General features: G+C 61.6%; 9 protein-coding genes and 2 riboswitches. Of the genes, 5 read left to right on the top strand and 4 right to left on the bottom strand.

Features of this window, described 5'->3' with window-relative positions:
- Positions 1 to 84: 84 nt before the first annotated feature.
- Entirely contained in the window at positions 85 to 3,846 is a 3,762-nt protein-coding gene (gene cobN, locus CKW32_RS21355; protein ID WP_095185919.1) for a cobaltochelatase subunit CobN, read from the bottom strand.
- Positions 3,847 to 3,849: 3 nt separating this feature from the next.
- Complete coding sequence (gene cobW / locus CKW32_RS21360) at positions 3,850 to 4,911, bottom strand: cobalamin biosynthesis protein CobW (RefSeq protein ID WP_095185920.1); 1,062 nt, start codon at positions 4,909 to 4,911, stop codon at positions 3,850 to 3,852.
- A 92-nt stretch (positions 4,912 to 5,003) separates the two neighbouring features.
- Positions 5,004 to 5,205, bottom strand: a riboswitch (cobalamin riboswitch).
- A 41-nt stretch (positions 5,206 to 5,246) separates the two neighbouring features.
- Positions 5,247 to 5,453: riboswitch (cobalamin riboswitch) on the top strand.
- A 95-nt stretch (positions 5,454 to 5,548) separates the two neighbouring features.
- On the opposite strand from cobW, the gene CKW32_RS21365 reads away from it, so the two are divergent.
- From CKW32_RS21365 to cobM, 4 genes are all read left to right on the top strand, one after another.
- The gene (locus CKW32_RS21365; protein WP_012723860.1) at positions 5,549 to 5,737 is read left to right on the top strand and encodes a CbtB-domain containing protein; all 189 of its coding nucleotides are present in this window, start codon (positions 5,549 to 5,551) and stop codon (positions 5,735 to 5,737) included.
- An 11-nt stretch (positions 5,738 to 5,748) separates the two neighbouring features.
- The gene (locus CKW32_RS21370) at positions 5,749 to 6,453 is read left to right on the top strand and encodes a CbtA family protein (protein WP_095185921.1); all 705 of its coding nucleotides are present in this window, start codon (positions 5,749 to 5,751) and stop codon (positions 6,451 to 6,453) included.
- Complete coding sequence (locus tag CKW32_RS21375; RefSeq protein WP_095185922.1) at positions 6,450 to 6,842, top strand: cobalamin biosynthesis protein; 393 nt, start codon at positions 6,450 to 6,452, stop codon at positions 6,840 to 6,842. The genes CKW32_RS21370 and CKW32_RS21375 overlap by 4 nt, the downstream gene beginning before the upstream one ends.
- Positions 6,843 to 6,912: 70 nt before the next feature.
- Entirely contained in the window at positions 6,913 to 7,659 is a 747-nt protein-coding gene (gene cobM / locus CKW32_RS21380; RefSeq protein ID WP_095185923.1) for a precorrin-4 C(11)-methyltransferase, read from the top strand.
- A gap of 248 nt (positions 7,660 to 7,907) precedes the next feature.
- Here cobM and nfuA read toward each other — a convergent pair whose 3' ends face one another.
- On the bottom strand, positions 7,908 to 8,492 hold the full coding sequence (gene nfuA / locus CKW32_RS21385) for a Fe-S biogenesis protein NfuA (protein ID WP_032887092.1): 585 nt from the start codon (positions 8,490 to 8,492) through the stop codon (positions 7,908 to 7,910).
- A gap of 885 nt (positions 8,493 to 9,377) precedes the next feature.
- Positions 9,378 to 11,669, bottom strand: a complete 2,292-nt coding sequence (locus tag CKW32_RS21400; RefSeq protein WP_095185925.1) for a fatty acid cis/trans isomerase — start codon at positions 11,667 to 11,669, stop codon at positions 9,378 to 9,380.
- 166 nt (positions 11,670 to 11,835) lie between these two features.
- On the opposite strand from CKW32_RS21400, the gene metH reads away from it, so the two are divergent.
- Positions 11,836 to 15,546 carry a methionine synthase gene (metH, locus tag CKW32_RS21405; protein ID WP_095185926.1) on the top strand — a complete coding sequence of 1,237 codons (3,711 nt, stop codon included), beginning with the start codon at positions 11,836 to 11,838 and terminating at the stop codon, positions 15,544 to 15,546.
- The last annotated feature ends 95 nt before the right edge of the window (positions 15,547 to 15,641 follow it).

Raw genomic sequence — 15,641 nt, forward strand, 5'->3', positions numbered from 1 at the left:
GTTTTGGGGCCGCTTCGCAGCCCAACGCGGGGCAAGCCCGCTCACCACAACAGCACCGCCCGCCACAACGGCCCATCTCGCGCTCTAACTGCCTTCTTCTATATCCAGCAACAGGTTTTCCAACGCTTCACGGTACGCCCCCGGCTCTTGCCAAAGGCCACGCTGTTGCGCCTCCAGCATGCGCTCGGTCATGTCCCGCAACGCCGCTGGGTTGTGCTGCTGCACAAACGCGCGGGTGTCGGGGTCGAGCAGGTAGGCGTCAGCGAGCAAGGCGTATTGATGATCGTCGATCAGCGCGGTGGTGGCGTCGAAGGCGAACAGATTGTCCACGGTCGCGGCCATCTCAAACGCACCTTTATAGCCATGACGCTTCACCCCATCGATCCACTTGGGGTTGGCAGCGCGGGCACGGATCACCCGGTTCAGCTCTTCCTTCAAGGTGCGGATCTTCGGCAAGTCCGGCTGGCTGTGATCACCGTGATAGCTGGCAGCCTTATCGCCGCTCAGGGTTTCCACGGCGGCGAGCATGCCGCCCTGGAATTGGTAGTAATCGTTGGAGTCGAGCAGGTCGTGCTCGCGGTTGTCCTGGTTTTGCAGCACGGCCTGCACCTGGCTCAGGCGCTGGGCGAACTGCTCGCGGGCGGCGGTGCCTTCGTCGGCGCCGCCATAGGCGTAGCCGCCCCAGTTCAAGTAGACCTCGGCCAAGTCCTCGCGGCTTTGCCACAGGCGGCCATCGATAGCGCCCTGCACGCCCGCGCCATAGGCACCGGGTTTGGCGCCAAAAATGCGCCAGCCGGCCTGTTTCGCCGCGGCCTCTTCATCCAGGCCAGACGCCAGCAACGCCGCGCGTTCGCTGCGCACCTTGGCGGCCAGTGGGTTCATGTCGTCCGGTTCGTCCAGCGCCGCCACCGCCTGCACCGCCGCGTCAAACAGGCGGATCAAGTTGGCGAAGGCATCGCGGAAAAACCCGGACACCCGCAGCGTCACATCCACACGCGGGCGGTCCAGCAGGCTGACCGGCAGGATTTCAAAGTCGTCTACCCGCTGGCTGCCGGTAGCCCACACCGGGCGCACGCCCATCAGCGCCATGGCCTGGGCGATATCATCGCCGCCGGTGCGCATGGTCGCGGTGCCCCAGACCGACAGGCCCAACTGGCGCAAATGATCGCCGTGGTCCTGCAAATGCCGCTCAAGAAGCAAGCTGGCCGACTGGAAGCCGATGCGCCAAGCCGTGGTGGTGGGCAGGTTGCGCACATCAACGGTGAAGAAATTGCGCCCGGTGGGCAGTACGTCCAAGCGCCCACGACTCGGCGCGCCGCTCGGACCTGCCGGCACGAAACGGCCGTCGAGGGCATCCAGCAAACCGCGCATTTCCGCCGGGCCGCAGGCATCCAGGCGTGGTGCCACGACGATGCGCAGGCTTTCGATAACCGCTTTCACGTCTTCCCAGCCGGGTTCTTCCAACTGTTCAAGGGGCCCTTCCAACGCTTGCTCGATCAGCCGCGCCGCGTACAACTCCAGACGCTCGCGGGTGTCGCCGGCGGTGCGCCACACCTGCGCATCGATGCTCTGCAACACCGCCGGGCGGCGCCCAGTCCACGGTTCGGCCAGGGCGCAGTCCAGCGGGTCGAAGCCCAGCCCAAAGGCCTTGGCCAACACGCGCAGCAAGCTCGATTGCGGGCCACGGCCATCGCCTCGGGGGATGCGCAGCAAGGCCAGCAACGTATCAATGCGCAAACGGCCTTGCGGCGATTCACCGAAGATATGCAGGCCGTCGCGGATCTGGGATTCCTTCAAATCACACAGGTAGGTGTCCAGGCGCGGCAGCCAAATCGCCGCATCGGCGTCGCCATCCAGTTCAAGCTCCTGGTCGATACGGGTTTCGCGCACCAGCTTAAGGATGTCTTTTTGCAGCTCACGGGCACGGCGTGGGTCGAGCAGTTGGGCCTCGTAATACTCGTCCGCCAACAGCTCCAGGTCACGCAGCGGCCCGTAGGTTTCGGCGCGGGTCAGCGGCGGCATCAGGTGATCGATGATCACTGCCTGGGTGCGCCGCTTGGCTTGGGCGCCCTCGCCCGGGTCGTTGACGATAAAGGGGTAGATATTCGGCAGCGGCCCCAGTATTGCGTCAGGCCAGCAGTGTTCCGACAGGCCCACGCCCTTGCCTGGCAGCCATTCCAGATTACCGTGCTTGCCCACATGGATGACGCCATGGGCGCCATAGGTGTGGCGTAACCAGAAATAGAACGCCAGATAGCCGTGGGGCGGCACCAGGTCCGGGTCGTGGTACACCGCACTGGCGTCCACCTGGTAACCCCGCGCCGGCTGGATGCCGACGAACGTCAGGCCCAGGCGTAGGCCGGCGACCATCAGGCGGCCATCGCGGAACATCGGATCGTTATGGGGCGTGCCCCAGCGCTCCAGCACGGCGCGCTGGTTGGCTTCAGGCAGGCGCTTGAACATCGCCTCGTACTCATCCAGGCCCAGGCTTTGATGGCACGGGCGCAAGTCGAGGCTGTCCAGATCGTTGGTGACGCCACCCAGCAAGTCGTGGATCAAGGCGGTGCCGCTTTCCGGCAGTGCCGCTGGCACCGGGTAACCTTCAGCTTGCAACGCACGCAGGATATTCAGCGCCGCCGCCGGGGTGTCCAAGCCCACGCCGTTGCCGATGCGGCCATCGCGGGTCGGGTAGTTGGCAAGGATCAGCGCGATGCGTTTATCCGCATTCGGCACACGCGCCAGTTCGACCCAACGGCGCGCCAGCTCGGCGACAAAATCCATACGCTCGGGCGCTGCGCGGTAGCACACCACGTCCGACTGGCTGCGTTCGCTGCGCCAGGCCAGGTCTTTGAAGCTGATCGGCCGGCTGATAATGCGGCCGTCCAGCTCCGGCAAGGCAATGTGCATCGCCAGGTCGCGCGGGCCCAGGCCTTGTTCACTGGCCTCCCAGCCGGGCTGGTTGTCCTGGGCGCAAATCGCCTGGATCACCGGAATGTTGCGGCGAAATGGGCGCAAATGCGGGGCTTCGGGGCTGGATTGGGCAAAACCGGTGGTATTCAGAATCACCGATGCCTGCACGTCATCCAGCAAATCCTCGACCACCGCGAGGCAGCCGGGCTCTTTCAAACTGGCCACCGCCATCGGCAACGGGTTGAGGCCCGCCGCCTGCAAGCGCTGGCAGAACACATCGATAAAACCGGTATTGGCCGCCTGCAAATGGGAGCGATAGAACAGCACCGCCGCCACGGGATGGTCGGCGTGCCAATCTGCCTGCCAGTCGCTCAGGCGAGCATTGGCTTTGCCGGGATGATAAATCGCCGTACGCGGCAAGGCTTGCGGCTCGGCCCACGGGTAGTCGCGGCCCATATAGCCGCTGGCCAGGCAGCGATAAAAGTCCAGCGCGTTGCCCAGCCCGCCCTGGCGCAGAAACTGCCATAGGCGATCCCGCGCCTCGACGCCGACGGTACTGAGACCGCTGAGTTCCGGGTCCGGGCGATCATCCCCCGGCACCAGGATCAGCTGCACACCGCGCTCGGCCAACTCCACCAAGCGCTCGATGCCGTAGCGCCAATAACCGATGCCACCGTGCAGGGAAATCAGGATGACCTTCGCGTGGCGAAGCACCTCATCGACATACAGGTCGACCGAAGCGTGGTTCTGCACCTGCATCGGGTTGGCCAGGCGCAGGCTCGGGTAGTCATCCGGCAACTGCTGGGCCGCTTCGGCCAGCAGCGCCAGGCTGGAATCACCGCTGCACAGGATCACCAGCTCGGCGGGGGTTTGTCCAAGGTCGGCAATATTGTCGTCCGCGACAAAACCACCGGGCTGAGTCCTGAGCAGGTGCATGGATTAAACGCTGAGCGCGGCGCGCAGTTGCGCTTCGAGGCCGACCGCATCCAGGTCCTGGCCGATCAGCACCAGGCGCGTGATGCGTGCTTCGTCAGCACCCCAGGCGCGGTCGAAGTGTTTGTCAAAGCGGGTGCCCACGCCCTGGATCAACAGGCGCATCGGCTTGTTCGGGATCGCGGCGAAGCCTTTGACACGCAAGATGCCGTGTTGCACGACCAGTTGAGTCAATGCGTCGAGCAGCAGCGCTTCGTCGGCCTGGGGCAGGTCGATGGAGATGGAATCAAACGCATCGTGGTCGTGATCGTCTTCACCTTCGTGGTGATGATCGTGATGACTATGACGACCGTCGATATGCTCTTCGGAGCCGGCACCCAGGCCAATCAACACGTCCAGGGGCACGCGACCGCTGCTGGCCTCGATGATTTTGACGGCTGGCGGCAGCTCTTCGGCGACTTCCAGGCGCACACGGGCCAGGTCTTCCGGGCTGATCAGATCGGCCTTGTTAAGGATGACCAGGTCCGCGCTGGCCAGTTGGTCGGCGAACAGCTCGTGCAGTGGCGACTCATGGTCCAGGTTCGGGTCGAGTTTGCGCTGGGCGTCCACTTGATCGGGGAACGCAGCAAAGGTACCGGCGGCCACGGCCGGGCTGTCGACCACGGTGATCACCGCGTCAACCGTGCAGGCGCTGCGGATTTCCGGCCACTGGAAGGCTTGCACCAGCGGTTTTGGCAAGGCCAGGCCCGAGGTTTCGATGAGGATATGGTCGAGGTCGCCGCGACGGGCGACCAGTTCGCGCATCACCGGGAAGAACTCTTCCTGCACGGTGCAGCACAGGCAGCCGTTGGCCAGTTCGTACACGCGGCCATTGGCTTCTTCTTCGGTGCAACCGATGGAGCACTGCTTGAGGATTTCACCATCAATGCCCAACTCGCCGAACTCATTGACGATGACGGCGATGCGACGGCCCTGGGCGTTGTCGAGCATATGGCGCAGCAAGGTGGTTTTGCCCGAGCCGAGGAAGCCGGTAACGATGGTGACGGGGAGTTTGGCCAGTGTTTTCATCGGATGCCCTTGGGGGCGGGCATACGGGACGATAGGCCCTGCGGCGCGGCGCAGAAGCGGATTTCGTCACCGGATCACCCCGCCCGGTTGAATTAGAAAATCGGTTGCGAGGCAGGTCTCCTGGCTTAGGGCTTGCGGGTCGTTAGACCGGCGCCGGCTGCGCCTTCCCGCCGTTGATGGCAGTGGCGTGGCAGTCGGATGAACCCTTCACAGTTGCGGGGGCAGCCGCGGATTGAACCGCGTTCCCTTCTTAGCTTCGGCCTGGGCCGAAGAACCTCGAAGGTGCAAGGCTACAGGGGCTCGGTGAATTTGACTACCGTCGCTCTGCATGCTTTCCTACATGCCTTGTTTCGGGTGCCCTTCACAGGGTGAAACGGGAAACCGGTAAATCATGGCTACCATGACCAGTCCGGTGCTGCCCCCGCAACGGTAAGCGAGTGAAGCGTCAGATCCACTGTGCCTGTAAGGCATGGGAAGGCGATGCTTTATAGACCCAGTGTCCCTCGCAAGCCCGGAGACCGGCCCGAAAAATCAGATAACAAACCCGCGGTGGGCGGGCGCTGTTCGGAACTCTGCGTGCCTGGCTCGCGGGGTTTTCATGCGCTCGTTTCATCCAGACACCTGAAAGGGACGCGCCATGTCGATCATCAGCAGCACTTCGCACTCCGCCAGCAGCACCTCTACCTTGAGCCAACGCCTGACCGCCGCCATCGGCGCGTCGATCCTCGGCGCGTGTCTGGTGTATTTCGCCGGTTTCTCGCATATCGAGGCGGTGCACAACGCTGCCCACGATACCCGCCACAGCGCCGCGTTCCCGTGCCACTGAGACCTGCCGACATGATCAAGCGTATTGCGCAAACCGCAGGTTTCACCGGCCTGTTGGCCGCGCTGCTGCTGACCCTGCTGCAAAGCTTTTGGGTCGCCCCGCTGATTCTTCAGGCGGAAACCTTTGAAAAAGCCCCGGCGGCAACCGAAGTGGTGCATGAGCACGCTGCCGGCGCTGCTGCCCACACCCACGATGCCGAAGCCTGGGAGCCTGAAGATGGCTGGCAGCGCGTGCTGTCGACCACTGGTGGCAACTTGGTGGTGGCGGTTGGTTTTGCGCTGATGCTGGCCGGCCTCTACACATTGCGCGCCCCCACCCGCACGGCGCAGGGCCTGCTGTGGGGCCTGGCCGGTTACGCGACCTTCGTGCTGGCGCCGACGATGGGCCTGCCACCCGAGTTGCCGGGCACCGCCGCCGCTGATCTGGCACTGCGCCAGACGTGGTGGATCGGCACTGCGGCCTCCACCGCTGCCGGGATTGCGCTGATCGTGTTTGGGCGCAATTGGCTGCTGAAAGTGCTGGGCGCTGCCATCCTCGCCGTACCGCACGTCATTGGCGCGCCGCAACCGGAAGTGCACGCAATGCTCGCGCCGCAAGCCCTGGAAACGCAGTTCAAAATCGCTTCGCAACTGACCAACGTGGCGTTCTGGCTGGCCCTGGGCCTGATCAGCGCCTGGCTGTTCCGCCGCAAACGCGACGATCAATACTCCGCATGACCTACGTGGTCGGCCTGGGTTGCCAGCGGGGTTGTGAAGTTCACACCCTGCTGGCGCTGTTTGATACCGCCCTCGCCGAGGCAGGGATTGATCGCCAATTCATTACCGCGCTGGCCAGTATGGACCGCAAACACGACGAGCCAGGCTTACTGGCTCTGGCACGGCACTTGAACCTGCCGCTGGAGTGCTTCAACGCCGAGCAACTGGCGATTTATGAACACCGGCTAAGCCACAAGTCCGACGTCGCGTTCGCCCATACGGGGTGTTACGGCATCGCCGAAAGTGCCGCCCTGGCCCTTGTTGAACAGCTCGGCGGCGCGCCTGCCCAGTTGCTCATCACCCGCAAAAAAACCGCCCAAGCCACCTTTGCGTTGGCCTGCGCCGGTTAAAACCCCGATAATCGCCCTCCCCGATCATGAGCAATCTTCATGCTCGCCCGTTTTTTGACAGGAATTCTCCATGACCGTCTACTTCATCGGCGCCGGCCCCGGCGACCCGGAATTGATTACCGTCAAAGGCCAGCGGCTGATCCGTAGTTGCCCGGTGATCATTTATGCCGGTTCGCTGGTGCCTGCGGCGGTATTGGAGGGTCATCAGGCAGAACACGTGGTCAACAGCGCCGAACTGCACCTTGAACAGATCATCGACTTGATCAAGACCGCACACGCCAAAGGCCAGGACGTGGCGCGCGTGCACTCCGGGGATCCGAGCCTTTACGGAGCGATCGGCGAGCAGATCCGCCTTTTGCGGGAATTGGGCATTCCATTCCAGATCATTCCTGGCGTCACCGCCGTAGCGGCCTGCGCAGCGTTACTGGAGACGGAACTGACCCTGCCAGACATCGCCCAAAGCGTGATCCTGACCCGTTATGCCGATAAAACCAGCATGCCCGCCGGTGAGGGTTTCGACAGCCTGGCGCAGCACGGTACGACCATGGCGATTCATCTGGGGGTGAACCATCTGGAGAAAATCGTCGCCGAACTGCTGCCGCACTATGGCGCGGATTGCCCGATCGCCGTGGTGCATCGCGCGACTTGGCCGGATCAGGATTGGGTAGTGGGCACCCTTAGTGATATCGCCGAGAAAGTCGCGTCCAAAGGTTTTCGGCGTACGGCGTTGATCGTGGTGGGCCGGGTGCTGGCGAGTGACAGTTTCAGTGAGTCGTCGCTGTATCGGGCGGGGCATGCGCACCTTTATCGACCTTGATTTTTCACTTCACAAAAACACTATAAGCTACTGATAAATATCAATAAATACAGATAAATATGGGAAGGTGTTGCTCCTGTTAGCGGTCGGTCAGCTTCCAATGGGGCAACTGAGCTACCGCTATCGGGAGCAAGCCCCCTCCCACAGTTAATCTTAGTTGTTAGGTTTATTGCGTAAGATTCTGAATTTAAAGCAAAAAAAACGGCGCTCACGGGGCGCCGTTTTTTTGTTCGCAGTGAACGCCTTACTTAGTAGTAGGCGTTTTCTTTCTGCGTGTGGTCCGTCACGTCGCGGACGCCCTTGAGCTCCGGAACGCGCTCCAGCAGGGTGCGCTCGATGCCTTCACGCAGGGTCACGTCCGCCTGGCCGCAGCCCTGGCAGCCGCCGCCGAACTTCAGTACGGCGATACCGTCATCGACCACGTCGATTAGGCTGACCTGGCCGCCGTGGCTGGCCAGCCCTGGGTTGATCTCGGTTTGCAGGTAGTAGTTGATGCGCTCGTTGACCGGGCTGTCGGCGTTGACGCTCGGCACCTTGGCGTTTGGCGCCTTGATGGTCAACTGGCCGCCCATACGGTCGGTGGCATAGTCCACCACCGCGTCGTCCAGGAAGGCTTCGCTGAAGTGGTCGATGTACGCGGTGAAGCTTTTGAGCCCCAGGGCGGTGTCTTCAGGTTTCTCTTCACCGGGTTTGCAGTAAGCAATACAGGTCTCGGCGTACTGGGTGCCGGGCTGGGTGATAAAGACGCGGATGCCGATGCCTGGGGTGTTCTGCTTGGACAGCAGGTCAGCCAGGTAATCGTGGGCGGCGTCGGTAATGGTTATGGCAGTCATGGAAACTCCTCACAGGCTTGCCCGGAGTTTACGCCAAATTATTACGGAGGTACAAAGTCCTAGTGTTTTTGTCGGGTTAGGCTTTGGTTTCGGGGTGGTGGTGTGGATGTGGGGTGTATATCCGTTATTTAGGTGGCGGCTACAATTGTTCCGCCCTGACGGCGGGTCACTTTTGAAAAGAGCCAGAATGCCGGCCCAGCCAAAAGTAACCAAAAGGCTCTTGCCCCACCACTCGGTGCCTCGCCTAGGCGCGGCATGGCCGTAATCCGAGATTGATTTTGGGGGGCGCTTTCAGATCAAAAGCTAGAGCGCGACGGCTTTAGAGCCAACTGGATTTTTGTCTGGTGTACTCGGGTAAAAATGTGGGAGGGGGCTTGCTCCCGATGGCAGTGGGTCAGTTACAGATCTTTTCGCTGACACACCGCCATCGGGAGCAAGCCCCCTCCCACATTTTGATCTCCATGTATCAGATAGGTATCAGCCTGCTTTTGCCCTGCTTTTGCCCTGCTTTTGCCCTGCTTTTGCCCTGCTTTTGATCTGGCCCTTACATCCTTATCGCTGACGAAGTCAGCGGTCTTTTGATCTGCGCTTTTGATTGTGATCTTGGGCGCCCCATCAAACACGCTGGCCGAACGCAGGCTTGAATCCGTGGGTAACCCGGCAGGACGCCGGGTTAGCCGCGCTGGGCCATGGATGGCCCATCGCGGCGGCCCACGGATTCAAGCCGGAGTGCGGGCACACCGAGCCTAGGCGAGGTGCCGAGTGTTGGGGCGAAGCGTTTTTGGTTACTTTTTGCGCTCTTCAAAAAGTGACCCGCTGTAAGAGCGGAACCCATAGCCGCCGTGACCCAAATAACGGATATGCCCCCCCCCCCCCCCCAACCACTCACAAATTCTCATACCGATTCATATCCAGGACCCCCGCCTCAACAGGCGTAGTCTCCCGAACATACTCCGACAAGTCGTGGAAATACTGCCAAAACAGCGGATGACTACGCCTCACCCCCCAACGATCCACAATCTTCTCAAACTGCGCGGCATCCTTGACCTGCTCCATCTGCGCCACAAAAACAGGCACTTCCTGCGCCGGAATATTGAACATGAAGTTCGGATAACTACTGAGCACCCCAGGGTAAACAGTCACCGTATCCAGCCCCGGCTGATAGCGGTACGCCTCACCCAGCAAAAACGCCACATTACTGTGAGCCCTATTACGCAGCAGGCTGTAAACCACACGCGTCCCACTGGCAGTCTCAACACGCAACATCGTCGCCTCAGGCAACTGATCTATCACCTTGAGACCAGCCGCCGGACGCAAGGTCAGCCGGCTAAGCGCCTGTTCAGCATCCTGCAAGGCAGGCTCAATACCGTCACGCGAACAATAAGCACCAGAACAGCGATTGATCGGGTCCGGGCTCGCATTCAGATCGCCGTAACGGGCAATCAACTGGTTGGCAAAGTCCCGCTTGGGATCCTGTTCATTGAGGTGCAAGCCTGTAGGCTTATCGTCATCAATGGCTTCGTAATCCAGCCACAGCTTGATCTTGCCGCTGTTCTGGTACCAGTCGTCCATAAAGTCTTCACGAGAGTCCGCCGGCATCAGGCGCAGGAAGTTCTGCTCGGCACCGTTACGGATCAAGTCGAAGTAAAGGCGAGTCTGGGCCTGGTGCGAGACGTTGCCAAACACATCGAAATTCACCGCCAACTGGTAATAGGTCCGTTCCAGCAACGGATAGTCGAACAGCCACATCGTCTGAGGCACTTCGCCGATCAGGCCTTTGTTGACCGACGCACTGTCAAAGTGGCGGAAGATACTCAGCAAGGCGTTGTCATTGCCCGCCCACAGGCTCGACCAACTGGGTGGCGGCAAATCGGCATAACTGTCCCGGCGCAGTGCTTCGTACTGGTTGCGCTTGTCGCGATAGGCCAGCCATAGGCTCAACACGCTGCCTACATCATCGTTCTGCCCCGGCATGGCGAGCAACGGCGTGGCCTGCCCGCGATAACGCGCATCGGTGATGTACAGGTCGTGGTCCGGGTCCTGGAACAGGGCCCAGAAGTTGTCGCGGATCACATCCGTGGCGATCTGCCCACGGCACACCGGCCCACGAATAAAGGTGCGTACAAAGTACTCGGCGTTATCCAGCATGAACTGGTAGCGCGCCTTGGCGGGGATTGCCTCGAAGGTGTCGAACGGATTGGCGCGACGTCCAGGACCGTAACCCGGCAAGGCGCTGACCTGCCAATCGCCGGTGTAAAACAGCGCTTTGATCCGCGCCATTTTGGCAGCGCTGAACGGATAGGTAATGTGAGTCTTGTGCACGATCACGCCCTGCACCGGCCACAGACGGTAGTACACCCGCGTGCCCGGATCGTCATTGGGGCGACGGGTGCTGATCAGGTCGATGGGCTGCCCACTCGGTGTGCGCGAGCGCACCCACTGGAAGAAATGCCCCGGCTCGCCGTTCTCGAAATAGATGTGGGCCAGGAACAAGTGCTCGAACAACCAGCGGGCCACCAGGCTTTCTCGGGCGCCGGGCTGGTTGAGCAGGTTTTCCCACTGCTGCACCTGCAAGGCTTCCTTGGCACTCGGTGCCAGGCCCTGCTCATCGATCGGCGCGCCGGACGCCAGCCAGCGCTGCAGCGTCTGGTATTGCTGGTCGGTCAGGCCGGTGACCGCCAGTGGCATGCCTTCCTTAGGATGACTGCCTGCGTAGGCGTTGAATTCGCCGGGGGTGGCGCACATGTTTTCGCGGTTCAGGCCCAGCACAATGTCGTCCGGCAGCTTGGCGTTGGGCTGCAGCGGCGCGTTATGCCCCAGTTCCAGCATGCGTGCCATCAACGCGGCCTGGCTGCCTTGGGCGTCCAGCACCGAATAGAAGCCCTTCTGCTGCCAGGCTTGCTTGCCGAATGCGTCATAGAACAAGCGCGTAGTCGGCGCAGCCTGGCTGCGCTCGCCGTCGTACACCGGCACTTTGCTCGCGCCTCGGGCGGCGCCCTCGGCACTGCCCAGGTTGAGCTGGCAGGCGGAGTCATAGCAGGCATGGCAGGCCACGCACTTCTCGGTGAAAATCGGTTGGATGTCGCGGGTGTAGGAGATCGCCGGGGCGAGACCTTCTGCCTGGGCAGTACTGGCAATCAATGCCAGGACGGCGCTGACGATAAGACGAAGTGACATGTATCCGGTCCCGATTCAATGCGTGCGCTGAAAAATTGCCGGTGATTCTACCGGGCCATCGCACCTCACAACGTGAGCGATATTCATGCAAAAGCCGGACATGCCGCAAATCCGCACAGGTTTGCTATGATCCACGCCCTCCGTAATGCCTGACCAGAGTAGTCCCATGTCCGATCGTAGCGCTCGTCTGCAAGCCCTCCACCACGCCCTCAAGGAACGCATCCTGATCCTCGACGGCGGCATGGGCACGATGATCCAGAGCTATAAACTGGAAGAGCACGACTACCGTGGCAAACGCTTTGCCGACTGGCCGAGCGACGTCAAGGGTAACAACGACCTGTTGGTGATTACCCGCCCGGACGTGATCGGCGGCATCGAGAAGGCCTACCTGGATGCCGGCGCCGACATCCTCGAAACCAACACCTTCAACGCCACGCGCATTTCCATGGCCGATTACGGCATGGAAGAGCTGGCCTATGAACTGAACGTCGAAGGCGCACGCCTGGCGCGCAAGATCGCGGACGCCAAGACCGCCGAGAACCCGGACAAGCCACGCTTCGTTGCCGGCGTCCTGGGCCCGACCAGCCGTACCTGCTCGCTGTCGCCCGACGTGAACAACCCCGGCTACCGCAACGTGACCTTCGATGAACTGGTGGAAAACTACACCGAGGCCACCAAAGGCCTGATCGAAGGCGGTGCGGACCTGATCCTGATCGAAACTATCTTTGACACCCTCAACGCCAAGGCCGCGATCTTCGCCGTGCAGGGAGTGTTCGAAGAGCTCGGTATCGAATTGCCGATCATGATCTCGGGCACCATCACCGACGCCTCCGGCCGTACCCTCTCGGGCCAGACCACCGAAGCATTCTGGAACTCGGTCGCCCACGCCAAGCCGATTTCCGTGGGCCTGAACTGCGCCCTGGGTGCCAGCGAGCTGCGCCCGTACCTGGAAGAGTTGTCCAACAAGGCCAACACCCATGTGTCGGCGCACCCGAACGCCGGCCTGCCAAACGAATTCGGCGAGTACGACGAACTGCCTTCGGAAACCGCCAAAGTCATCGAAGAGTTTGCCCAGAGCGGCTTCCTCAATATCGTCGGCGGCTGCTGCGGCACTACGCCTGGTCATATTGAAGCCATCGCCAAAGCCGTGGCCGGTTATGCGCCGCGCCCGATCCCGGATATTCCCAAGGCCTGCCGCTTGTCGGGCCTGGAGCCGTTCACCATTGATCGCAGCTCGCTGTTCGTCAACGTCGGCGAACGCACCAACATCACCGGCTCCGCACGCTTTGCCCGCTTGATCCGCGAAGACAACTACACCGAAGCCCTGGAAGTCGCCCTGCAGCAGGTGGAAGCCGGCGCCCAGGTGATCGACATCAATATGGACGAAGGCATGCTGGATTCGAAGAAGGCCATGGTGACCTTCCTCAACCTGATCGCCGGCGAGCCTGACATCTCCCGCGTACCGATCATGATCGACTCCTCCAAGTGGGAAGTGATCGAAGCCGGCCTCAAGTGCATCCAGGGCAAGGGCATCGTCAACTCCATCAGCATGAAGGAAGGCGTCGAGCAGTTCATTCATCACGCCAAGCTGTGCAAGCGCTACGGCGCCGCCGTGGTGGTGATGGCGTTCGACGAAGCCGGCCAGGCCGACACCGAAGCGCGCAAGAAAGAAATCTGCAAACGCTCCTACGACATCCTGGTGAATGAAGTCGGTTTCCCGCCGGAAGACATCATCTTCGACCCGAACATTTTTGCGGTCGCCACCGGTATCGAAGAGCACAACAACTATGCCGTCGATTTCATCAACGCCTGTGCCTACATCCGCGACGAGCTGCCGTATGCGCTGACCTCCGGCGGCGTGTCCAACGTGTCGTTCTCGTTCCGTGGCAACAACCCGGTGCGCGAAGCGATCCACTCGGTGTTCCTGCTGTATGCGATCCGCAACGGCCTGACCATGGGTATCGTCAACGCCGGCCAGTTGGAGATCTACGACCAGATCCCGGCCGAGCTGCGCGAAGCCGTTGAAGATGTAGTCCTCAACCGCACCCCGGAAGGCACCGACGCACTCCTCGCCATCGCCGACAAATACAAGGGCGACGGCAGCGTAAAAGAGGCTGAGACCGAGGAATGGCGCGGTTGGCCGGTGAACAAGCGCCTGGAACACGCGCTGGTCAAGGGCATCACCACCCACATTGTTGAAGACACCGAGGAATCCCGGCAGTCGTTCGCGCGCCCGATCGAAGTGATCGAAGGCCCGCTGATGTCCGGCATGAACATCGTCGGCGACCTGTTCGGCGCGGGCAAAATGTTCCTGCCCCAGGTGGTGAAATCCGCCCGTGTGATGAAGCAGGCCGTGGCTCACTTGATCCCGTTCATTGAGCTGGAAAAAGGTGACAAGCCGGAAGCCAAGGGCAAGATCCTGATGGCCACGGTGAAGGGCGACGTGCATGACATCGGCAAAAACATCGTCGGCGTAGTGCTCGGTTGCAACGGTTATGACATCGTCGACCTGGGTGTGATGGTGCCGGCGGAGAAGATCCTGCAGGTGGCCAAGGAGCAGAAGTGCGACATTATCGGGCTGTCCGGCCTGATCACGCCGTCCCTGGACGAGATGGTGCATGTGGCCCGCGAGATGCAGCGTCAGGACTTCCACCTGCCCCTGATGATCGGCGGCGCGACCACCTCCAAGGCGCACACGGCGGTGAAGATCGAGCCTAAGTACAGCAACGACGCGGTGATCTACGTCACCGACGCCTCACGCGCGGTGGGCGTGGCCACGCAGTTGCTGTCCAAGGAGTTGAAAGCCGGCTTCGTCGAGAAGACCCGCCTGGAATACATCGATGTGCGTGAGCGCACCTCCAACCGCAGTGCGCGCACCGAACGCCTGAGCTACCCGGCGGCCATCGCCAAGAAGCCGCAGTTCGACTGGAGCAACTACACACCGGTGGTGCCGACGTTTACCGGTGCCAAGGTGCTGGACAATATCGACCTCAACGTCCTGGCCGAGTACATCGACTGGACTCCGTTCTTTATCTCCTGGGACCTGGCCGGCAAATTCCCACGCATCCTCACCGATGAAGTGGTGGGCGAAGCCGCCACCGCGCTGTACGCGGATGCCCAGGAAATGCTCAAGAAGCTGATTGATGAAAAGCTGATCAGCGCCCGTGCGGTGTTTGGTTTCTGGCCGACCAACCAGGTGCAGGACGATGACCTTGAAGTGTACGGCGACGACGGCCAGCCAATTGCCAAACTGCACCACCTGCGCCAACAGATCATCAAGACCGACGGCAAGCCGAACTTCTCCCTGGCCGACTTCGTCGCGCCTAAGGACAGCGGCGTGACCGACTACATCGGTGGCTTTATCACCACCGCCGGCATCGGCGCCGAAGAAGTGGCCAAGGCCTACCAGGATGCCGGCGACGATTACAACTCGATCATGGTCAAGGCCCTGGCCGACCGTCTGGCCGAAGCCTGCGCCGAGTGGCTGCACCAGCAAGTGCGTAAAGAGCACTGGGGCTACGCCAAGGACGAGCAACTGGACAACGAGGCGCTGATCAAAGAGCAATACAGCGGTATCCGCCCTGCTCCCGGCTACCCGGCGTGCCCGGATCACACCGAGAAAGCCCAGTTGTTCCAACTGCTCGACCCCGAGGCCCGCGAAATGCACGCCGGGCGCAGCGGTGTATTCCTTACCGAACACTACGCGATGTTCCCGGCGGCGGCGGTCAGCGGCTGGTACTTCGCCCACCCGCAAGCGCAGTACTTTGCCGTGGGCAAGGTCGACAAGGATCAGGTCGCCAGTTACACCGCCCGCAAGGGCCAGGACCTGGCCGTGACCGAGCGCTGGCTGGCGCCGAACCTGGGTTACGACAACTAAGCCCTGACGGAGGAACATGCCCACACTCAACGCGGGCATGCAGCCCGTGACACTGCGCGTCGCCTCCCCGAACCCGCCTCGGGCAATCGTCTATG

This window comes from Pseudomonas sp. Irchel 3H9, assembly GCF_900187495.1.
GTDB lineage: Bacteria > Pseudomonadota > Gammaproteobacteria > Pseudomonadales > Pseudomonadaceae > Aquipseudomonas > Aquipseudomonas sivasensis.